Raw genomic sequence first — 19,219 nt, forward strand, 5'->3', positions numbered from 1 at the left:
GGACGGTGGGGGGCCAGTGTGCGGGCCATGGCGCTGCCCCCGCCCCGCCGGGCGCTGTTCGTCGACGAGCGTGGCGCGGGAATGCGCGTGTCCTGGCACGCCGAGCGGGGGGTCGTCGTCCTGAGCCTCTGGCGCGACGACGTGTGCGTCGGCAGCTTCCGCCTGCCCGTGGAGGAGGTCTCGCGCCTCACCACCTTCCTCGTCGGCCACCTCGGTGACCTCGCCGCCGCGTCGCAGGCCGGTGGTGGCCCCGACACCGACGAGGTCACCCGGCCACCCGGATGAGGAACGCGCGCAGGCGCCGCACGTAGCCCCGGGGGTCGGCGTTCCAGGACTCGAGGTGCCCGGCCGCCTCGACGAGAGCCGTGGTGACGAGGTCGGGACGGGCCGCGGCGAACGCGACGGTACCCGCTGCCGGCACGACCGGGTCATCCATGCCGTGGAACACGAGCACCGGGACGGCCAGGCGCTCCGCAAACGCCTCGCCGTCACCCGAGCGCACGCCGGTGCGCGCCGCGACGATCGCTTTGACGAGGGGGGTCATCCACCCCGGCACGCCCCGGTCGGCGGCGGCTGCGGTCACCACCGCGTCGCGGTCGAGCACGGGGGTGTCGAGCACCGCGCCGACGACCCGGTGGGCGTCGGGCGAGCGCTGGAGGTAGTGCGCAACCGCCATGCCCCCGACGGAGAGCCCGGCGAGGACGACCGACTCGGCGCCCACATCGAACGCATGGTCCGTCGCGGCCTGCACGCTCCGCCAGTCCACGCGACCGGCCGGGGGCGCACCACCCGAGGCAACCGGCGCGTCGGCCCCCACGACGAGGGCGGGGAGGCCGAGCTCGCGCACCGTCGGCACGAGCCGGTAGGCCTCTCTGCGGGCCTGACCGGGCACGAGCACGACCCACGTGTCGTGCAGCCCCGCCGTGCGCCAACCCAGGCGGTCGTGGTCCGGCGCGGCCACCTCGGGCAGCACGAGGTCGGCGCGCCCGCCCCCGCGGAGCGCGACCGCCTCGGCGGGGAAGAAGAACGCCGTGGCGGGGTCGGGTGGATAGGCGAGCGGGTCCAGGCGTGCGCGCGTGCCCGCCTCGAGGGCGCCGGCGAGCATGACGAGCCGGCGCGTCACGGTGTCGTCGTCGGCTCCGGTGACCTCCCACACCTGGGCGTAGCCGTTCGGCCCGTGGAGGCCCCACACACCCGCGCGCAGGCTGTCGTCCCGACGTTCGAGCGTCACGGTGCGCTCCCCGACGTCGAGGACGCTCACCGCGGGAGGCGGAGCGGGGGCCGCGCGCAGGACGACCGTCGCGTAGTGCCAGCCGGCGGCGAGCAGCACGACGAGCGCGGCGGCGAGGAGGCCGGCCGCCGTCCGCCCGCTCCGCCGGCGGGAGGCTGCCGCCACGGCCCTGCTAGAGGAGGAACAGGAGCACGACGAGGACCCCGAGCACCACCAGTCCGCCGATGAGCGTGCCGACCCGGAACGGGACTCCGGCGGCGGCGGGGCGTGCGGCGACGATGGCCGGGTCGGGCTCGCCGTCGACGAACGCCTGGAAGCGCCCGGTGTCGGCGGTCGGGTCGAACGGCTCCTCGGGAAGGCCTGATTCGGTCACCGGGCACCTGCCCTCGCGGTCAGCGGCATCGTCGCCGTCGATGCTACCCGGCGTCGCGCCCCCATGGGCGGCCGAGGAACGCCGCGAGGCGTTCCCGGGCGGCGTGGAGGTTCCCCACGGGGACGTACTCCCCCGCCTGGTGCGCCTGCCCGGTGAGGCCGGGGCCGTAGTTGAGCGCCGGGACGCCTTCCGCGGCGAACCGGGCGACGTCGGTCCAGGCCTGCTTGGCCTCGACCGGAGCGCCGACGGTCTCGACGAACGCCGCCACGTGGGGGTTGTCGCGGTACGGCCTGGCCGCCGGTGCGCGGTCGGTGACGTGACACTCCGCCCGGTCCCCGAGGAACGCGCGCAGCGCCTCCTCGGCACTCTCGACGGTTTTGTCGGGTGCGAACCGGTAGTTGACGTTCACGGTGAACCGGTCCGGCACGACGTTGCGGGCGTTCGCCGTCCAAGCCTGCGTCGCGGTGAGGACCTCCTGGTAGGTCAGCCCGTCGACGGTGACGTCGACAGGTCGGCGGTCGTGTAGCTCGGCGAGCAGGCCCCCCGCCTTCGTGAGGGCGTTCTCGCCCTGCCACGGGCGGGCCGAGTGGGCCGCGCGGCCGCGGATGGTCACTTCGGCGTGCAGCGCACCGAGGCAGCCGAGCTGCACGGTGAGGTCGGTCGGCTCGAGGACCACGGCGAGGTCGGCCTCACCGACCTCGGGCACGGCGTCGAGCACCCGGGCGAGCTCGTTGGCCTCGTGCGGCCCCTCCTCGCCGGCGTAGGCGACGAGCAGGAGGTTGTACGGGCCCGCTCGCAGCGCGGGGTCCTCGAAGCAGTCCATCGCCGCGGCGAGCCCGGACTTCATGTCGCTCGCGCCCCGCCCGACGATGCGGTCCCCGTCGCGCCGGGCGCGACGGTCGGCGTCGGTCGGCGGGACGACGTCGAGGTGGCCGACGAGCAGCACGTCGGGCCGGTCCGCGTCCGGCTCGCCCACCACGATCGAGTGACCGACCCGCTGGACACGCTCCCCGCGGCCGGCGTAGCGAGACTCTACGAGGTCCGCGATCGGCCCCTCCTCCCCGGTGACGCAGGGCAGGGCGAGCAGCTCGCCGAGGAGCGCCTCGAGCCGGTCGGCGTGCGTGCCCATCACACGGGCACGTCGTGCTCGCGCAGCGCCTCGTTCAGGGACACCTTCTTGTCGGTCGCCGCGGAGCGCTGCCCGATGACGAGCGCGCACGGGACGCCGAACGTGCCCGCCGGGAAGTCCTTCGGCCGGGTGCCGGGGATGACGACGGAGCGGGCGGGGACGCGTCCCCGGCTCACAACCGGCTCGTCACCGGTGACGTCGACGACCTGCGTCGACGCGGTGAGGACGGTGAGCGCGCCCAGCACGGCGCCCTCCTCGACGACGACCCCCTCGACGACGACGCAGCGCGACCCGATGAAGGCGTCGTCCTCGATGATGACCGGGCGCGCGCCCGGCGGCTCGAGAACCCCGCCGAGGCCCACCCCGCCCGACAGGTGGACGTTCCGGCCGACCTGCGCACACGACCCGACGGTCGCCCACGTATCGACCATCGTCCCCGAACCGACGCGCGCACCGATGTTCACGTAGCTCGGCATGAGCACCGCGCCCGCCTCCACGAACGCGCCGTGGCGCACGACTGCGGGCGGCACGACCCGCACCCCCGCCTGGGCGTAACCCGACTTCAGCGGCACCTTGTCGCGGAACTCGAACGGGCCGAGCTCGATCGTCTCCATCTTCCGCTGCCGGAAGCTCAGCAGCACCGCGCGCTTCAGCCATTCGTTCACGACCCATTCCGAGCCCTGCTTCTCCGCGATGCGGACCGCACCCGTGTCGAGGAGGTCGAGCGCCGCGCTCACCGCCTCACGCGCCTCGGGCGCGTCGTGCGCGCCGTCCTCGAACGCCGCGTCGATCGTCTTGCGCAGGGCTTCGTGGTCGCTCATCCCCCGAAGCCTATTGCGGGGCGTTACCGCTGCGCTAGCGCTGCCCTTCGTGGCCGGGCAGGTCGCCTGCGGCGATCGCCGCCTGCCAGGCCGCGACCGCAGCCTGGCAGCCGGCCAGGTCGGGGACGAGGGCGACGCGCAGCCAGCCCCGCCCCGCCGCCCCGAACGCGCTCCCGGGCGAGACCACGACGCGGTGGCGCAGGAGTGCCTCCGCATAGGCGGCGTCGTCACCGCCCGGGGCGGCGAACCACACGTAGAACGTCGCCTCGCTTCCGCTCACGTCCAGGCCGGCTCCGGACAGGAACGCGCGCAGCACCGCCCGTTTGCCGTCGAACACCACCCGGCGCTCGGCGGCGTGGGCGTCGTCGGACCAGGCGGCCGCGGCGGCCCGCTGGACGAAGTCCGGGCTCGCCGTCCCGATGTTCGGGCGCAGGACCCGCTGCTCGGCGATCAGCGCCGCGTCACCGACGAGCGCCCCGCAGCGGTAGCCGGTCATCCCCGAGCGCTTCGACAGGCTGAACGCCACGACGACGCCCGACAGGTCACCGGTGGCGGCCTGGAGCAAGGACGGCGGCGCCGGCGCGTCCACGGGGTAGATGTCGGCGTAGCACTCGTCGCTGGCCAGGACGACGCCGTGCTGGCGGGCAGTGGCGAGGCAGCGGCGGTAGTAGTCGTCGTCGACCGCGGCCCCCGTCGGGTTGTGCGGGTAGTTCAGCCAGGCGACGCAGGCGCGTTGCAGACGGGCAGGGTCGAGGGCGTCGAGGGGCAGTCGCCAGCTCTCCCGGGGCGTCAGCTGGACCGGGTCGCTGTCGCCGCCGGCGAACAGCTGGCCGCGCTCGTACACGGGGTAGCCCGGCGCGCCCCACACGACGGCGCGCCGGGTGCTGTCCCGGTCCACGAGGGCCAGGGGCAGGTGGAAGATGGATTCCTTGCTGCCGGCGGTGGGTAGAACCTCTGTGTCAGGGTCGACGTCGACCCCGAATCGCCGTCGCACCCATCCCGCGATCGCCGCGCGGACCTCCTGCAGACCCGCGGCTGTCGGGTACTGGCTCACCTCCGGCACCGCCTCGATGAGCGCGCGGCGGATGAACGGGGGTGTGGGTTCCACCGGGTCGCCCACGGAGAAGTCGTGCAGGGGCCGCCCGTCTGCGGCCAGGGCGAGCTTGAGCTCCTGGAAGGCGGCGAGCGGATAGCCGCCGAGCCGCTGCAGGAGCGGATTCGTCACGCGGCGCCTACCAGGTCGTTTGAAGGAAAGCCGGCACGGCCAGGGATGCTACAGGTCCGCGGCCGGCCGGCCGACGACAGAAGTAGGCATAGGCAGGCGGGGGCAGGGGCAATACGACAGGGAGCCGGCGCCGAACGAACCCATGTGATCGAGCGCGATCGGGAACAGTTCGGACTCCGCCGTTGTTAGGTAACGATGTGAAGCAAAGCACAAGCACGTTCAGGAGGAACGGACCCATGAGTGTCCCCGACGACCTCCTCGACCTGTACTTCTCCGAGCTCGGCAAGGTCCGTCTGCTGACGGCCGAGGACGAGGTCCGCCTGGCGAAGACGATCGAGGCGGGTCGCGAGGCCCAGGCCAAGCTCGACGCCGGTGAGAAGAAGAACCGGCGCGAGCTCGAGCGCGCGGTACGCGAGGGCCGGGCGGCCTTCGACCACTTCGTCGCAGCGAACCTGCGGCTCGTGGTCAGCGTTGCCGCGCAGTTCTCCAAGCGGTCGACGCTCGACCTCGGGGAGCTCATCCAGGAGGGCAACCTCGGACTCCTGCGCGCGGTCGAGAAGTTCGACTGGCGCCGGGGGTACAAGTTCTCGACGTACGCGACGTGGTGGATCCGCCAGGCGATCCAGCGTGGCGTGGCCGGCAGCGAGCGGACGATCCGCCTGCCGGTCGCGCTCCATGACGCGCTCGTGAAGGTGCGCGCCGCCGGCGCGCGGCTCGAGTCGGAGACGGGGCGTGAGGCCACCGTCGCGGAGCTGGCGGAGGCGACGCGGCTGTCGGAGGAGAAGGTGCGCCGCGCGATGGAGGGCGACCACGCCATGACGTCGCTCGACCGCCCGGTCGGCTTCGACCAGGACGCGAGCGACCTCGGCGAGTTCGTCGCCGTGGCCGAGGACTCCCCCGCCGACGAGGTCGTCGAGCGCAACTTCGTCGAGGGGCTGTTCGACCTCGCGCGCGAGCACCTCGACGAGCGCGCGTGGTACGTCCTCACCCGCCGCTACGGGCTCGACGGTCAGCAGGCGCTCACGCTCGACGCGTTGGGCAGGGAGCTCGGCCTGTCGCGCGAGTCGGTTCGCAAGATCGAGAACCAGGCGCTGCACCGCCTGCAGGAGCAGCTCGGCGTCGCAGCCTGAGCCTCGTCGACTGAAGGACCCCCCAGGGCCCCGGCCGTCTCGGCCGGGGCCTTCCTCATGCCGCGCGGCGGGGCGGCACCCTCCGCCTCGGGCAGGCGCTCGGGGTGGAGAAGCCCGCACGTTCAGCGTAGTCGTCAGCGCCACCGCTTCGCTGGGCTCGGTGCGCGAGCACTCGTCCGCTTGGGCGCTACCCTGCGGCGTGCCGTCCCCGCGCCCCACCGCCTCCCGGCGCCCCGCCTCCGCGGCGGGCGTCGTGCGGCTGCTCGCCGCCGACGTCCGCGCCGGCACGGTCGGTGACCTCGCGACCTGGGTGACGACCGACCGGGCACGTCGGGGCGCGGTGGCGACCCGCGCACCGGGCGGCGCCCTGCGCCGTGCCGAGCCCGGACCGTGTGGTCCCCTCGTCCTCGAGGCCCGCCCCGACCCGCGCGGCGTCGCGCTCGCCGTCTGGGGACCGGCGGCGACCCCCGCGCACGTCGCCGAGCGGGCACTGGCCGACGCCGGTGCGTGGGCGGGTCTCGGCGAACGAGCCGGCGGGTTCGCCGACCTTGTCGCCGCCCACCCGGTGCTGCGGGCGCTCCAGCGCCGACTCGGCACCCCGCGGCTCTCGCGGGTGCCCCGTCTCGGGGAGGCCTTCGGCCGTGCAGTGCTCGGGCAGCTCGTCCAGTCGCTCGAGGCGCGCCGCTCGACCGCGCAGGTCGCCGTCATGGCCGGCGAGGAGGCGGCCGGCGGGCTGTGGTGCTGGCCGACGGCCGCGCGCATCGGCGCGACGCCGGCCTGGGCGCTGCGCCGCTGCGGCGTGTCGTTGCGCGGAGCCCGCGCGCTGCACGCCGCGGCCGTCGCAGACCAGCGCCTCGCCGAGGGCGTCGGCGACTGGCCGGCGCTCGACGCGCGGCTGCGGGCCCTGTCCGGCGTGGGCGTGTGGACGAGCGCGGAGACGCGCTTGGCGCTCGGCGACCCCGACGCGGTGAGCGTCGGCGACTACCACCTGCCCGCGCTCATCGGGACGGTCCTCGGGGGAGGGCCGGTGGATGCCCCCCGCGCCTCGTGGACCGACGCGGGCATGCTCGCCCTCCTGGCCCCCTACGCGGGGCAGCGGGGGCGCGTGATCCGGCTCGTCGTGGCGGGCGTGGCGGCCGGTCTCGTGGCCCGCCCGGCCCGCCGCGCCCCCCGGGCGGCGCTGTCCGCACACCGCTACTGGTGACGCCGGCCCGTCACCAGGCGCTGCCCTGGGGCGTTGCAAGCGGCATGAGGCGTTGCCTGACGCTCCTGCTCGCGCTGCTCGTCGCCGTTGCCGCCGCCCCCGCTGGCGCGGCGGAGGCGGCGCAGGCCGCCCCCCTCCCCGCCGCCGGAGACGGTTGCGCGCACACCGCCGCGGGCACCCCCCGCCGGCCCGGCGCCCCCGCGCGGGTGCTCGCGAGCGCTCCCGCCGCGGGCGTCGCCGGCACCGGCTCGTGCGCCGGGGTCCGGCCGGGCGCGCGGATCGTCGTGGACGGGTCGTCGGTGTGCACGCTGAACTTCCGCTTCACCGGGCGGGATCGGCTCGGGCGCACGCACACGTACATGGGCACCGCGGGGCACTGCGCATTCGGGGGGCAGGTCCGGCCCCCCGTCCAGCGGGTCTGGGGACCCGGGCAGGGGCCCGTCGTGGCCGACGCGGCGGGCCGGCGGATCGGCACGTTCGCCTACGCGATCGTCAACGGCGCGCGGGACTTCGGCCTCGTCCGGCTCGACGGGGACGTGGCGAGCAGCCCGCGGATGTGCCACTTCGGTGGCCCCACGGGGATCAACTCCGACCGCCCCTCGGCCACGACGACGCTGCGGTACTACGGTCAGGGCCTGCTGTTCGGGGGCGTGCTGCCGGCCCGGACCGCCGTCGCCCAGGGCATGCCCGACGAGGCCCACGTGCGCGCCACGGGGCTCGTCGTACCCGGCGACTCGGGCGCGGGGGTGATCTCCGCCGACGCGCGCGCGGTCGGTCTCGTCATCACCCTCGGCGCGCACGGCGGCCGCGTCGGCGCCTCCGGCCTCGACGCCGGCACGATGGGCATCGCCCGCCTGGGACCGGTGCTCAACCGGGCTTCCGTGGCGCTGCGCGAGCAGCTGACCCTCCACACCGCCGCCCGTCGATAGGCGGCGCCGGCCCCGGCAACGGCGCGTCGGCACCCCGGGGACGCGGGACCGGCGGGCGCGGCGATCCTCGCGCTCATGTGAGCGCGCCGCGGAAGGCGTCCGGAGGTCCCGCCGCGTCGACGGCGGCCTGGAGCGCGGCGAGGAAGGGCATCGCCTCCGGGTCGAGCTCCTCGGCGGCGGAGAAGTCGCCCAGGACGCCCTCTGCGAACGGTGCCGCCGTGACGTGGGCGTGGTGGAGGCGGGCGGAGTAGGCGACCACGACAACGTCGACCGGATCGCCCTGCCCCGTCTCGAGGGTCGCCTCGGCGATGAAGCCGAAGCAGGAGGCGTTGGCGGGGCGTACGACCTCGGCACCGAAGCGCTCGAGCAGCGCGGTCCGCCCCTCGTCGTCGGGAGGAAAGTGGGGGAACGTCGTGACCTTGTTCCGCTCAGGCAGCGGCAGCACGACGGCGGGCGGAACCGGCCGGCCCTCGCGCTCCACGACACCGCGGGCGGCCTCCCGGCAGACGGCCTCGAGCTCGGCGAGCCTCACGGCAGGAGCTCCCGCGCGATCTCCTCGATGGCCATCGTGAACACCCCCGGCCAGTCGTTCGCCTCGGCGAGCGGTGGGGCTCGCTGCTCGGCTACCCGCTCCCGCAGCCCCCGTGGGACGGCGAACGCGTCGGCGGGCTCGAGGCCGAAGAACCGCCGACGCGCCTGCGTGTCGCCGCTCGTGAAGTCGCCCGGGGCGGCAACCGCCACGAGGGCGACGTCCGCCTCCCACTCCCGCACGACGAGCTGACCTGCCCGCCGGCCCTCGCCCAGCCCGGCCTGCGGGGTCTCGTAGACGACGGCGACGACGTCGAGCCCCTCCTCGGCCAGTGCCGCCAGCTGCGCCGCGACGTCCGTGCCGTCGAGCAGCCCGACCGTGTCGAGGACGTGCTGGCCGGCCCGCCGGTCGGGAACGTCGAGGTCGACGGCGGGCTCCCCGCAGCCGGTCGCGGCGACGGCCACGGCGAGCGCCGCCGCGACCAGCCGGACCCTGCCCGCAGCTCGGGCACCAGCCGTCTCAGGCATCGAGCGCCTCGCGCAGCCGGCGGACGGGCCCCTCGAGGTTGTGCCGGCGCGCGAGCGCCGCGAGAGCGTCGTCGTCGCGGGCGCCCACGCGGGTCGCGAGGGCGACGTCGGTCATGACGGGCACGACGCTGCGCATCGCGGTGACGTAGTCGCCCGCCGCGGCGAGGCGTTGGGCCAGACGCGGCGTCTGCGCGCCGGCGTCGGCGAGCAGGGCGTCGAGGTCGGGATAGGTGGTGACGAGCGTGCGGGCTGTCTTGTCCCCCACGCCCGGGACGCCGGGCAGCCCGTCGGACGGGTCACCACGGAGGATCGCGAAGTCGACGTAGCGGGCGGGGGGGACGCCGTAGCGCGCCTCGACGCCGGCCTCGTCGAACTCGGCGAGCTCGGACGTCCCGCGCACGGTGAACAGCACCCGCACGTGGGGGTCGCGCACGAGCTGGAGGAGGTCACGGTCGCCGGTGACGACGGCGACACGCTCGTCGCCCCCCACGGCGTGGCAGAGCGTGCCGATCGCGTCGTCGGCCTCCCAGCCGGGGGCGTGCACCTGGCGGTGACCGAGCGCGTCGAGGACGGACGGCAGCAGCGCGAACTGCGCGGTCAGCTCCCCGGGTTCTTCCGTGCGGGCGCTCTTGTACCCGGAGTAGGCGGCCACGCGGGGTGCCGGACGCCAGTCGTCGTCGAAGACGTGCACGACCTCGGCGGGCCGGCGGTCGGTCACGAGGCGGGCCGTCATGTCGAGGTAGCCGCGCAGGGCGTTGACCGGCGTCCCGTCGGGCGCGGCGATGGTCGTGGGCAGGGCGAAGAAGGCCCGGTAGAGCAGGCTCGAGGTGTCGAGGAGCAGCCGCATGCTCGGCCAAGGATACGGCCGCGGCCCGTGCTGCCCCCGACGCCGCCGGGCGCGGCGCGCGAGTGGGTCGCTAGCATCGCCCGGAGCACGACCGGGAGGAGCGGTGACATGGCAGAGACCCTCGTGTGGGTCACGGGCGCGTCGCGCGGCATCGGCGCTGCGCTCGTCGCGTCCGTGCCCTATGCCGACGCCCGCGTCATCGACATCTCACGTTCGGGCCCGGGCACGACACCGCCCGACGGCTCGGTCGTCGAGCACCTGCGCGCCGACCTCGCCGACCCGCAGGCGTGGGCGGCGGTGGAGGCCCACCTGCTCGCACAGCTCGGCGACTTCCGCGGCCGGCGGGCCGTGTTCGTGCACAACGCCGGCACGATCACCCCCATCGGGTTCGTGGGCGAGGTCGACTCGGTGGCGTACCGGCGCAACGTCCTGCTCAACTCCGCCGCACCCCAGGCGCTCGGACACGCCTTCCTCAGGGCGGTCAACGAATCGGGCTTCTCCGGACAGGCGCACCTCGTCATGCTCACCTCCGGGGCGGCGCAGACGCCCTACGAGGGCTGGTCGAGCTACTCGGCGGGCAAGGCGGCGCTCGACATGTGGGTCCGGGTCGCCGGCGCCGAGCAGGCGCGGCGCGGAGGGCGGACCCGTGTCGTCGCCGTCGCTCCGGGGGTGGTCGCCACCAGGATGCAGGACTCCATCCGCACCATGGACGAGGCGGACTTCCCCCAGGTGGCCAAGTTCATCGACCTGCACGAGTCGGGCAGCCTCGCCGACCCCGGCGACGCCGCCGGGGGAATCTGGAGGCTGCTCGAGCGCGACCTCGAGAACGGCGCGGTCACGGACCTGCGGACGCTGCGATGACCTGGCCGTTCGACCCGCCCCGCACACCGATGGAGGCGCGGGTCCACACCGCCCTGCCCAGCCCTCCGGGATGGGCGTACGAGCCGAAGTGGGACGGGTTCCGGGCCCTCGCCTGGGGTGGGCCCGAGCCGCGCCTGGACAGCCGCAACCAGCGCCCGCTGCTGCGCTACTTCCCCGAGCTGGCCCCCGCGCTCGCACTGCTGCCGGCGGGCGCGGTGGTCGACGGGGAGGTCGTCGTCGTGCGTGACGGCAGGACGGACTTCGACGCGCTGCAGCAGCGCATCCACCCGGCGGAGAGCCGGATCCGCCTGCTCGCGGAGCAGACCCCGGCCGAGCTCGTGGCCTTCGACCTGCTCGCCGTCCACGGCAACGACCTGCGCGGCGCCCCGTTCGCCGAGCGGCGGGAGCGTGTCGCCGCCCTCGTCGAGGGGCTCGAGCAGCCGGCCGGTCCCCGGAGCTGGCACCTCACCGTGTCGACCATCGACGTCGAGGAAGGTCGCCGCTGGTTCGACGCGTTCGAGGCCGCCGGCTGCGACGGGATCGTCGCAAAGGCCCTGACCGGAGCCTACGAGGAGGGCAAGCGGTCGATGGTGAAGGTCAAGCACCGTCGTGACGCGGACGTCGTCGTCGGTGGCTACCGTGTCCACAAGCACGGCGACCGGGTGGGCTCCCTGCTGCTCGGGCTGTACGACGACACCGGGCGGCTGCACTTCATCGGGCACTGCTCGGGGTTCGGCGACGCGGACCGCGTCGCGCTGCTCGAGCGGCTGCGGCCCCTGGAGGTGCCCGACGGCAGCGCCGCGCTGGGCGCCGGCGGCAGCGTGCGCGCTCCCGGCGAGCCGAGCCGCTGGTCCGGTGACAAGGACCTCGCGTGGGTGCCGGTGCGCCCCGAGCTCGTCTGCGAGGTGAGCTACGACCAGCTCACGGGCGACCGCTTCCGTCACGCCACCCGCTTCGCACGCTGGCGGCCCGACAAGGACCCCCGCGAGTGCACGTTCGAGCAGCTCGAGCGCCCGCGGGGGCCGACGTTCGCCGACGTCGTTGCGACCTAGACCCCAGGTCGCGTGCGGTCGGTGCCCTCAGCGCCCTGGACGTCGTCGCGCGTCGTCACCGCGAGCTCGCCGTCGTCGGCGAGCGTGATGGCGAGGTCGTCGGCGGTCGCAACGACCGCCGACGCGGCTGCGAGATCGCCGGCCGGGTACGTCGTCGTGAGTCCGATCGCGGGCATCCCCGCCGCGACCGCCGCCGCGATGCCGGCAGGGGTGTCCTCGACGACGAGCGCGTCGGCTGCGTCGACACCGAGCAGACTCGCCGCCCGCAGGTAGGACGCCGGGTCGGGCTTGCCGGCGGTGACGTCCTCGGCGGTGACGAGGACCGACGGTTCGGGCAGCCCAGTGGCGGTGATGCGTGCGCGGGCGAGCTTGCGCGTGCCCGACGTCACGACCGCCCACGTGCCGGGCGGGAGCGCATGGAGGTGACGGGCCGCACCCGGCAGCGCGCGCGTCGACTCCGCCGCCGCGATCTCGGCGCCCTCGAGCAGCGCGGTCTCCGCGTCGGGGTCGAGATGGGGCGCCACCGACCGGATCGTGTCGACGGCGCGCCGGCCGTGCGCCTGGTGGATGACGGCGTCCGCGTCGATTCCGTGCCGCAGCGCCCAGGCGGTCCACGCCTCGGCCACGGAGGCGGTGGAGTCCACGAGCACGCCGTCGAGGTCGAACAGCACCACGCGCACCGACCATCGGGTCACCGCCGCTGCCCGGCACGTCGGTCCGCCGCCAGCTCGCCTCGTCCCCGCTGGAAGTACAGGACCCAGCCGACGACGGGGACGCACAGCAGAGCCAGCCACTTCCACACGAGCACCCGGCGCACACCCTGGAGGTCGAGGACCTCGGTGAGCGCCTTGAAGGTGGGGATCCACCACACGAGGGCCATGCCCGCGACGACGGCGAAGCTCTCCACGGTCACCGTCGCGTTCTCCCTCCTGCCCGGTGCGCCGCCCGAGCCGCTCGCCCGGCGTTCAGACGACCGGCTCTTCGGCGGCTGCGCTCTCCTTGCGCGTCGTGCGTCCCGGCGAGGCGACGTCGAGCATCGGGATGGCGAAGTAGAAGAGCAGGAAGTACAGCAACGCGAACACCAGTCCCACGGGGATGATGAGGAGGGGGTTCGTGGCGAGCGGGTAGTTGATGAGGTAGTCGATGACGCCGGCCGAGAAGCCGAACCCGTGGCGGATGTCGAGCAGGTCGGCGGTGACGAGCGCCACCCCCGACAGCAGGGCGTGGATGCCGTACAGGGCTGGGGCGTTGAACACGAAGCTGAACTCGATCGGTTCGGTGATCCCGGTGAGGAACGACGTGAACCCCGCCGAGCCCATGATCGCCCCGGTTTGCTTGCGGTTGCCCGCGTCGGCGCGCCGGTACATCGCGTAGGAGGCCGCCGGCAGCCCGAACATCATGACGAAGAACCACCCCGCCATGAACAGGCCAGCGTCGGGATCGCCGGCGAAGAAGCGCGTGAGGTCCCCGCCGACGGCCTCGCCGGTCTGGGGGTCGCGGAACGTACCGAACTCGAACCACACGAGGGTGTTGATGATGTGGTGCAGCCCGAAGGGAAGAAGGCCGCGGTTGGCGACCCCGTACACGAACGCACCGAGCGCGCCGGCACCGACGATCCACTCCCCGAGCTCCCCGATGGCGAGCCCGATCGGCGGCCACACGAAGAACGCGACGATGCCGACGCCGATCGAGGAGAAAGCCGTGATGATCGGCACGAACCGGCGTCCGCCGAAGAACGCGAGGTAGTCGGGCAGCCGCACCTCCTTGTACCGGTCGAACAGCCAGGCGGCGAGCAGGCCGATGATGATGCCGCCTATCACCCCCATGTCGGCGGTGACGGCCTCCTCCACCACCTCGCCGTTCTCCACGACCTCGGGCACGACGACGGTGAGCTCGTTGATCGCCTGGAGGATGAGGTGACCGATGGCGGCGGCCAGACCGGCGGCGCCGGCGCCGCCGGTGAGCCCGATCGCCACGCCGATCGCGAAGATGATCGGCAGGTTGCCGAAGATCGCCCCGGCGGCAGCTTCCATGCCCTGCCACAGGGGCTGGGCCGGCAGCTCGAGCTCGATGCCGAGCGCCCCGAACCGCAGGAGCAGCGCGGCCGCGGGCAGCACGGCGATGGGCATCATGAGCGAGCGTCCGACTCGCTGGAGAACCGCAAGCATCCTGCGTCCTTTCCGTCGCCGGGCCCGCGCCGTCACCTCGGACGGAGCGGGGTGGCGCCCACCTCGCGCTGCAAGGCGGCCGCGCTCAGGCTTGTTCTTCGGCCCTCACCTCCATGAGCGGCGCACCCACGTCGACGGCGCCCGTGGCAAGCGGCCGCACCGAGTGGTGAGAGAGCACCACGACCGGGCTCGTGAGGTCGATGCCCCGACCCCGCAGCCGTTCGAGGTCGACGGTCACGACATGCTGACCGGCGGTCACGGCGTCGTGCTCGTCGACGTGGCAGGTGAAGCCCTCGCCCTCGAGCTCCACGGTGTCGAGGCCGATGTGGGTGAGGACCTCCACACCGTCGCTCGTCTGCACGACGAAGGCGTGTCCCCCACGGAACAGCTTCGCCACGGTGCCCTCCACCGGTGCGCACACCTCGCCGCTGGCGGGCTCGATCGCGACGCCGTCGCCCACCACCCGGTCGGCGAAGACGGGATCGGCGACGCGCTCCAGGGGCACGACCCGTCCCTTCAGGGGGCTCGCGAGCGTCCTCATCCGCGGCTCACATGAGCCTGCGCATCGCCGACTCGATGTTGTCGCTCTGCGTCCCCATGACGACCTGGACGACCTTGCCCGCCTTCATGACCCCGTGGGCGCCCGCCTTGCGCAGGACCGCCTCGTCGAGCTTCGAGGCGTCGTGGAGCTCCACCCGCAGCCGGGTGATGCAGGGTTCGAGGGTTTCGATGTTGTCCGCGCCACCAAGGCCTTCGAGCACCTGTGCCGCGACATCGTCGAAGCTCATCGCGATCCTTTCCTTGCTTTCACCAGCGGACCCGCACGCCGCGCGCCATCCGGTTCCACGTGTGCCGCACCCCCCGGACGGTCAACCGCGTAGGCGTACACGTTCTCCGGCGGGGCGGTCCCTGCCCATCCTGCGTCTCCGATGTGGTGCACGTCCACACCTATCCGCTTGGCGGTCGGCGCGAGGGCACGCAGCGTCGCGACGTCAGCGCCCTCCTGCGGCGTGCGCGTCCAGGCGTCGGTCAACGGGTCGGGGTGATCTTGCGGAGCCCCTCGGGGCTGTCGGGGTCGAAGCCCCGCCGCAGTGCGAGGGAGCGGGCGAGCTGCTGGCCGCGCACCGCCACGGGAAGGGGAACGAGGGGTTCGCTCGGCGTCGCGGGCAGCGTGAGGTCACCGCCCGGAGCGACGCGCACCACGCGGGCACCGCGTTCCCGCAACAGGCCCACGAGATCCTGCAGGTCGTCCCAGGTTGGCCCGGGCGTGGCAAGCACGAGCGCCGGGAAGTCGCGTTCGACGACGGCGATGGGGCCGTGCCGCAGGTCGGCCGCCGAGTAGCCGTGGGCGAGCACCGACGCCGTCTCCTTGAGCTTGAGGGCGGTCTCGAGCGCGGAGGCGTAGAGGTAGCCGCGCCCGACGACCACGAGGCCCGGGGCGCCCCCGATCCGGTCGACGGCGTCCTCCGCGACGCTGGCGTCGTCGAGCACCTCCTGCACCGCGGCGGGCACCGAGGCCCACTCCTCCGCCCGCCACGGTGGCTGCCCGACGGCCTCGGCGAGGAACGCGAGCACGGCAAGCTGCGCGGTGAACGTCTTCGTGGCCGGGACCGCCCGCTCCTCGCCGGCGTGCATCGCGACGACGACGTCGGCGACCTCCGCCAGGGGCGAGGCGGTGTCGTTGGTCACCGCCACGCCGGTCGCGCCATGCTCCTGCAACCGGTCGAGGACGGTGACGATCTCCGGTGTGCGGCCCGACTGGCTCATCGCCACCGCGAGGCACCCGGCGTAGTCCGCGGGCACCCGGTACAGCGTGTGGAGGCTCGGCGCCGCCAGCGCGACCGGCACCCCGCACGCCGCCTCGAGGGCGTAGCGCCCGTACACCGCGGCGTGGTCCGACGAGCCGCGCGCGATGAGCACGATCGCGCGCAGCGGCTGGGGCAGCACGGCCCGGACCGACGAGACGATCGCCTCCCGGCGCGTGACGAGGTCGGTGAGCACCCGGGGCTGTTCGGCCATCTCGGCGGCCATGAGGGCGCCGGGAGGCCGGGTGCGGGCCGAGCCGGACGTCGGTGTCAGGGTGCTCTCCGGTGCACCGGCCGTCGGGCCGGCGCCCCCGCATCGTAGGGGTCCCGCCGGTGGCGTGCCGCAGCCGCGCGTCCGGGCGCGACCGGCAGGGTCGTCATCCGGCGTGCTCCTCGCCGCGCACGACGGTGCGCTGCACCAACAGGTCGTCGTCGAGGACCACGAGGTCCGCAGGTGTGCCCGGGCGCAGCGTGCCGAGCTCCGGGCGGCCGACGAGCCCCGCCGGCACACGGGTGGCGGCCTCGACCGCCTCGACGATGGTCGCGCCGAGGGCGACGAGGTTGCGGACCGCCGCGTCCATGCTCAGCACGCTCCCGGCGAGGGTCCCGTCCGCCAGCCGCGCCGCCCCGCCGTTGACCGTGACGTCTCGGTCGCCGAGCCGGTAGCGGCCGTCGGGCAGCCCCGCCGCCTCGATCGCGTCGGTGACGAGCGCGAACCGCCCCCGGGCGGCGAGGAAGGCAGCCAGGGTCGTCTCCGGGGCGAGGTGGACGCCGTCGACGATCGCCTGGACGACGACGTCGCGGCGGGCAAGGGCGGCGCCGGCCACGCCGGGGTCGCGCGCGCGCCAGCGGCGCTGGGCGTTGTGGATGTGCGTCACCGCCCGGGCGCCCCGGTCGAACGCGGCGTGCGCGGTGGGGGCGTCGGCGTCGGTGTGCCCCACCGCCACGGTGATGCCCCGGGCGACGAGATGCGCGATGAGGTCCAGGGCCCCCGGCCGCTCCGGCGCGAGGGTCATGTAGCGCACCGGCCCGGCGTCGCAGAGCCGGTCGGCGAGGTCGACCTGCGGGTCGACGAGGTGCGCCGGGTCGTGCGCTCCGGCGAACTGCGGGGACAGGAACGGCCCCTCGAGGTGGACGCCGAGCAGACGGGGGCCGACCGCCGTGGACTGGGCGCGTCCCGCGACGTCGAGCGCGGCGAGGTAGGCGCCGGGCGGGGAGGAGATGAAGGTCGGCTGGAACGCGGTCACGCCGGAGCGCAGGAGCGCTCCGCCCACCTCGCCGTAGGCGGCGACGTCGGCGCCGAGGAAGTCGACGCCGGCGAAGCCGTTCACCTGCAGGTCGACGAACCCGGGGACGGCAAGGCTTCGACCCTGGCCACCGCCCACCCCGACCTGGCGGACGAGCCCGCCGGCGACCACGACGTCGCCGGGGACGCGCTGTCCGTCGACGAGTGCGGCTGCGACCCCGAGACGTCCCGTGGCCCTCTCCTCCGTGGAACCTAGAAGCCGAGCCCGTGGCCGAACGGGTACAGCACACCGGTGAAGTCCGCGGTCGGGATGGTGACGGGCAGACGACCGGTCGGCGCGACCGCCCCGAAGACGACCGCCACCGCGCCGCGCAGGGATACGGGCCGCCAGCTGTACGTCGCGAGGTAGGTGTCCACCTGAGGGAAGCTTGCGATGTCGTAGGGGTTGCGCACCGCGATCACGACCACGGGGGTGTCTGCGGCGTGAAGTGCCTCGACGAGCTGTCGCTGGCCGACGGCGGGCGCGAACGCCGCCGACATCGTCGCGACGACGACGACGTCGTGCCGCTGGGCCTCGGCGAGGACCCCGGCGATGGTCTCCTGACGGGGGTTGGCGCCCGTCTCGCGCACGGTGACCTCGGGCCCGTGGGCGGCGACGAGGCTGCCGAGGGTCGCGGTGGTCGCGGCCCCCCAGCCGGTGACGAGCACGCTGGCCACCTCGGCGGCGTCCAGGGGCAGCAGCCCGGCGTCGTTGGCCACCAGGGTCGTCGCACGCTCGCCGGCTTCCACGGCCACCGCCTGGTGGGCGGGGCTGCCGACGACGTCCAGCGGATGTTCGGGGTAAGGGTTGTGGAACAGGCCGCGGGCGTACTTGGCCCGCAGGATGCGCATCACCGACTCCTCGATGCGCCGCCTGCTGATCTGCCCGCTGCGCACGGCGTCGAGCACGCCCCGGTAGGCCAGGTCCATGTCGGCGGGCATGAGCAGGACGTCGGCGCCGGCCTGCAGCGCCATGACGGCGATCTCGGCGGAGTCCCAGAAGTTCGCCAGCGCGCCCATCTCCAGCGCGTCGGTGACGATGAGACCGTCGAAGCCGAGCTCCTCGCGCAGCAGCCCGGTCAGGACCCGGCGCGACAGCGTCGCGGGCAGGTCGGGGTCGACGGCCCGCACGATCATGTGCGCGGTCATCACCGCGTCGGCGCCGGCGTTGATCGCCTGCGCGAACGGCGCGACGTGGACGTTCATGAGCGTCTCGCGGTCGTACTCCACCGACGGCAGGCCGTAGTGGCTGTCGACGTCGGTGTCCCCGTGGCCGGGGAAGTGCTTGATCGTCGCCGACACCCCACCGGCCTGCAGCGCCGCCATGGTCGCCGTGCCGAGGCCGCCGACGAGCCCGGGCTCCTCACCGAACGAGCGGACGCCGATCACGGGGTTCTGCGGGTTGGTGTTCACGTCGAGGACCGGCGCGAAGTTCATGGTCACCCCGACCGCGTCGAGCTCCCGCGCGGTGATGGCGAAGACCCGCGCGGCCAGGTCGGCGTCGCGGGTGGCCCCGAGCGCCATCGCACCCGGGAACACCGTCGCCGGCTCCAGCATCCGGGCCACGATCCCCGTCTCCTGGTCGATGGCCACGTGCAGCGGCACCCTGGACGGCTGCGCGCCGGCTACGTCCTGCAGCGACGTGGACAGCCCACGGATCTGCGCGGGGTCTTGCGTGTTGCCCGACCACGCGAAGTAGATGACGCCGCCGAGGTGGTACTTCCGCACGACCTCGGCCGGCGTGCTCACGCCGTACTTGGCCTGGTTGTCCGCCGCACGGCTCGTGTCCTGCGCGTGCGCGCCGTAGACGTGCGTGGTGAACAGCTGCCCGACGAGCTCCTCCAGGCTCATCCGCGCCACCGTGCTGCGCAGGAGTCCCTGCTCGGCGTGCACGGGCGGGCCTGCGGCACCTCCGCCTGCGTGGGGCGGACGGCGGGCGCTCTGGGCCGCTGCGGGCACGCCGACGGTCAGGGCCATGAGGACGGCGAGCAGCGTGCCCGCCAGGCGGATCGCTCGGGGTCGCATGCGGTGCTCCGATCGGTCGCGACAGGATACGCGGGCACGCCGGACGATTCAGGGTCTTTTCGCGTCGCACAGAAGCCG

Annotated in this window: 22 protein-coding genes; 6 read left to right on the forward strand and 16 right to left on the reverse strand. The window is 74.3% G+C overall.

From position 1 onward, the window contains the following. Positions 1 to 285, forward strand: a 285-nt coding sequence (locus VM324_09875) for a hypothetical protein (protein ID HVL99585.1), incomplete at its 5' end; no start/stop codon positions are given. Here the strand turns inward: VM324_09875 and VM324_09880 are convergent. From VM324_09880 to dapC, 5 genes are read right to left on the reverse strand one after another with little or no spacing between them, the layout of a single operon-like run. Then, positions 266 to 1,396, reverse strand: a complete 1,131-nt coding sequence (locus tag VM324_09880) for a DUF1749 domain-containing protein (GenBank protein ID HVL99586.1) — start codon at positions 1,394 to 1,396, stop codon at positions 266 to 268. The two genes, VM324_09875 and VM324_09880, sit on opposite strands and share 20 nt — an antisense overlap. Positions 1,397 to 1,403: 7 nt before the next feature. Further along, on the reverse strand, positions 1,404 to 1,604 hold the full coding sequence (locus VM324_09885) for a hypothetical protein (GenBank protein HVL99587.1): 201 nt from the start codon (positions 1,602 to 1,604) through the stop codon (positions 1,404 to 1,406). A 43-nt stretch (positions 1,605 to 1,647) separates the two neighbouring features. Continuing rightward, on the reverse strand, positions 1,648 to 2,733 hold the full coding sequence (dapE, locus tag VM324_09890) for a succinyl-diaminopimelate desuccinylase (protein ID HVL99588.1): 1,086 nt from the start codon (positions 2,731 to 2,733) through the stop codon (positions 1,648 to 1,650). After that, complete coding sequence (locus VM324_09895) at positions 2,733 to 3,554, reverse strand: 2,3,4,5-tetrahydropyridine-2,6-dicarboxylate N-succinyltransferase (protein HVL99589.1); 822 nt, start codon at positions 3,552 to 3,554, stop codon at positions 2,733 to 2,735. Before VM324_09895 ends, dapE begins: the two co-directional genes overlap by 1 nt. Before the next feature lie 34 nt (positions 3,555 to 3,588). Then, complete coding sequence (gene dapC / locus VM324_09900) at positions 3,589 to 4,779, reverse strand: succinyldiaminopimelate transaminase (GenBank protein HVL99590.1); 1,191 nt, start codon at positions 4,777 to 4,779, stop codon at positions 3,589 to 3,591. 236 nt (positions 4,780 to 5,015) lie between these two features. On the opposite strand from dapC, the gene VM324_09905 reads away from it, so the two are divergent. The 3 genes from VM324_09905 (at position 5,016) to VM324_09915 (ending at position 8,042) form a co-directional block, all read left to right on the forward strand. After that, positions 5,016 to 5,909 carry a sigma-70 family RNA polymerase sigma factor gene (locus VM324_09905; protein HVL99591.1) on the forward strand — a complete coding sequence of 298 codons (894 nt, stop codon included), beginning with the start codon at positions 5,016 to 5,018 and terminating at the stop codon, positions 5,907 to 5,909. A gap of 199 nt (positions 5,910 to 6,108) precedes the next feature. Further along, positions 6,109 to 7,113 carry a hypothetical protein gene (locus tag VM324_09910; GenBank protein ID HVL99592.1) on the forward strand — a complete coding sequence of 335 codons (1,005 nt, stop codon included), beginning with the start codon at positions 6,109 to 6,111 and terminating at the stop codon, positions 7,111 to 7,113. A gap of 44 nt (positions 7,114 to 7,157) precedes the next feature. Further along, positions 7,158 to 8,042 carry a hypothetical protein gene (locus tag VM324_09915; GenBank protein HVL99593.1) on the forward strand — a complete coding sequence of 295 codons (885 nt, stop codon included), beginning with the start codon at positions 7,158 to 7,160 and terminating at the stop codon, positions 8,040 to 8,042. A 73-nt stretch (positions 8,043 to 8,115) separates the two neighbouring features. On the opposite strand, the gene VM324_09920 is transcribed toward VM324_09915, so the two are convergent. From VM324_09920 to VM324_09930, 3 genes are read right to left on the reverse strand one after another with little or no spacing between them, the layout of a single operon-like run. Further along, positions 8,116 to 8,574 carry a hypothetical protein gene (locus VM324_09920; protein HVL99594.1) on the reverse strand — a complete coding sequence of 153 codons (459 nt, stop codon included), beginning with the start codon at positions 8,572 to 8,574 and terminating at the stop codon, positions 8,116 to 8,118. Next, positions 8,571 to 9,098, reverse strand: a complete 528-nt coding sequence (locus VM324_09925; protein HVL99595.1) for a hypothetical protein — start codon at positions 9,096 to 9,098, stop codon at positions 8,571 to 8,573. Before VM324_09925 ends, VM324_09920 begins: the two co-directional genes overlap by 4 nt. Beyond that, positions 9,091 to 9,945 carry a 5'-3' exonuclease gene (locus VM324_09930; GenBank protein ID HVL99596.1) on the reverse strand — a complete coding sequence of 285 codons (855 nt, stop codon included), beginning with the start codon at positions 9,943 to 9,945 and terminating at the stop codon, positions 9,091 to 9,093. Before VM324_09930 ends, VM324_09925 begins: the two co-directional genes overlap by 8 nt. 108 nt (positions 9,946 to 10,053) lie before the next feature. Here VM324_09930 and VM324_09935 point away from each other — a divergent pair, with 108 nt between their 5' ends. Both VM324_09935 and VM324_09940 read left to right on the forward strand, forming a co-directional pair. Next, complete coding sequence (locus VM324_09935) at positions 10,054 to 10,806, forward strand: SDR family NAD(P)-dependent oxidoreductase (protein ID HVL99597.1); 753 nt, start codon at positions 10,054 to 10,056, stop codon at positions 10,804 to 10,806. Further along, positions 10,803 to 11,858 (forward strand): ATP-dependent DNA ligase, encoded by a 1,056-nt coding sequence (locus tag VM324_09940; GenBank protein ID HVL99598.1) that lies wholly within the window; start codon positions 10,803 to 10,805, stop codon positions 11,856 to 11,858. The genes VM324_09935 and VM324_09940 overlap by 4 nt, the downstream gene beginning before the upstream one ends. Here the strand turns inward: VM324_09940 and VM324_09945 are convergent. The 8 genes from VM324_09945 to VM324_09980 form a co-directional block, all read right to left on the reverse strand. Further along, positions 11,855 to 12,532: an HAD-IA family hydrolase gene (locus VM324_09945; GenBank protein ID HVL99599.1), complete on the reverse strand. Its 678-nt coding sequence runs from the start codon at positions 12,530 to 12,532 to the stop codon at positions 11,855 to 11,857. The two genes, VM324_09940 and VM324_09945, sit on opposite strands and share 4 nt — an antisense overlap. A gap of 17 nt (positions 12,533 to 12,549) precedes the next feature. Continuing rightward, positions 12,550 to 12,771, reverse strand: coding sequence for a hypothetical protein (locus tag VM324_09950; protein ID HVL99600.1), 222 nt, complete (start codon positions 12,769 to 12,771; stop codon positions 12,550 to 12,552). A 52-nt stretch (positions 12,772 to 12,823) separates the two neighbouring features. Beyond that, positions 12,824 to 13,990: a PTS transporter subunit EIIC gene (locus VM324_09955; GenBank protein HVL99601.1), complete on the reverse strand. Its 1,167-nt coding sequence runs from the start codon at positions 13,988 to 13,990 to the stop codon at positions 12,824 to 12,826. 121 nt (positions 13,991 to 14,111) lie between these two features. Further along, positions 14,112 to 14,567: a PTS glucose transporter subunit IIA gene (locus tag VM324_09960; GenBank protein ID HVL99602.1), complete on the reverse strand. Its 456-nt coding sequence runs from the start codon at positions 14,565 to 14,567 to the stop codon at positions 14,112 to 14,114. A 7-nt stretch (positions 14,568 to 14,574) separates the two neighbouring features. Continuing rightward, a complete protein-coding gene (locus VM324_09965; GenBank protein HVL99603.1) occupies positions 14,575 to 14,814 on the reverse strand; it encodes a PTS glucose/sucrose transporter subunit IIB in 240 nt (79 codons plus the stop codon). 241 nt (positions 14,815 to 15,055) lie between these two features. After that, the gene (locus VM324_09970) at positions 15,056 to 16,057 is read right to left on the reverse strand and encodes an SIS domain-containing protein (protein ID HVL99604.1); all 1,002 of its coding nucleotides are present in this window, start codon (positions 16,055 to 16,057) and stop codon (positions 15,056 to 15,058) included. A 151-nt stretch (positions 16,058 to 16,208) separates the two neighbouring features. After that, the gene (gene nagA / locus VM324_09975; GenBank protein ID HVL99605.1) at positions 16,209 to 17,249 is read right to left on the reverse strand and encodes an N-acetylglucosamine-6-phosphate deacetylase; all 1,041 of its coding nucleotides are present in this window, start codon (positions 17,247 to 17,249) and stop codon (positions 16,209 to 16,211) included. An 80-nt stretch (positions 17,250 to 17,329) separates the two neighbouring features. Then, the gene (locus tag VM324_09980; protein ID HVL99606.1) at positions 17,330 to 19,141 is read right to left on the reverse strand and encodes a glycoside hydrolase family 3 N-terminal domain-containing protein; all 1,812 of its coding nucleotides are present in this window, start codon (positions 19,139 to 19,141) and stop codon (positions 17,330 to 17,332) included. Between the last annotated feature and the right edge of the window lie 78 nt (positions 19,142 to 19,219).

Source organism: Egibacteraceae bacterium, from assembly GCA_035540635.1.
In the GTDB taxonomy this organism is placed as follows: domain Bacteria; phylum Actinomycetota; class Nitriliruptoria; order Euzebyales; family Egibacteraceae; genus DATLGH01.

Coding starts and splice junctions, on each gene's coding strand:
- VM324_09925 (HVL99595.1), bottom strand. CDS start 9,098: ATGCCTGAGACGGCTGGTGCCCGAGCTGCGGGCAGGGTCCGGCTGGTC.
- VM324_09935 (HVL99597.1), top strand. CDS start 10,054: ATGGCAGAGACCCTCGTGTGGGTCACGGGCGCGTCGCGCGGCATCGGC.
- VM324_09970 (HVL99604.1), bottom strand. CDS start 16,057: ATGGCCGCCGAGATGGCCGAACAGCCCCGGGTGCTCACCGACCTCGTC.
- VM324_09930 (HVL99596.1), bottom strand. CDS start 9,945: ATGCGGCTGCTCCTCGACACCTCGAGCCTGCTCTACCGGGCCTTCTTC.
- VM324_09905 (HVL99591.1), top strand. CDS start 5,016: ATGAGTGTCCCCGACGACCTCCTCGACCTGTACTTCTCCGAGCTCGGC.
- VM324_09960 (HVL99602.1), bottom strand. CDS start 14,567: ATGAGGACGCTCGCGAGCCCCCTGAAGGGACGGGTCGTGCCCCTGGAG.
- VM324_09895 (HVL99589.1), bottom strand. CDS start 3,554: ATGAGCGACCACGAAGCCCTGCGCAAGACGATCGACGCGGCGTTCGAG.
- VM324_09965 (HVL99603.1), bottom strand. CDS start 14,814: ATGAGCTTCGACGATGTCGCGGCACAGGTGCTCGAAGGCCTTGGTGGC.
- VM324_09955 (HVL99601.1), bottom strand. CDS start 13,990: ATGATGCCCATCGCCGTGCTGCCCGCGGCCGCGCTGCTCCTGCGGTTC.
- VM324_09915 (HVL99593.1), top strand. CDS start 7,158: ATGAGGCGTTGCCTGACGCTCCTGCTCGCGCTGCTCGTCGCCGTTGCC.
- dapE (HVL99588.1), bottom strand. CDS start 2,733: ATGGGCACGCACGCCGACCGGCTCGAGGCGCTCCTCGGCGAGCTGCTC.
- VM324_09980 (HVL99606.1), bottom strand. CDS start 19,141: ATGCGACCCCGAGCGATCCGCCTGGCGGGCACGCTGCTCGCCGTCCTC.
- VM324_09940 (HVL99598.1), top strand. CDS start 10,803: ATGACCTGGCCGTTCGACCCGCCCCGCACACCGATGGAGGCGCGGGTC.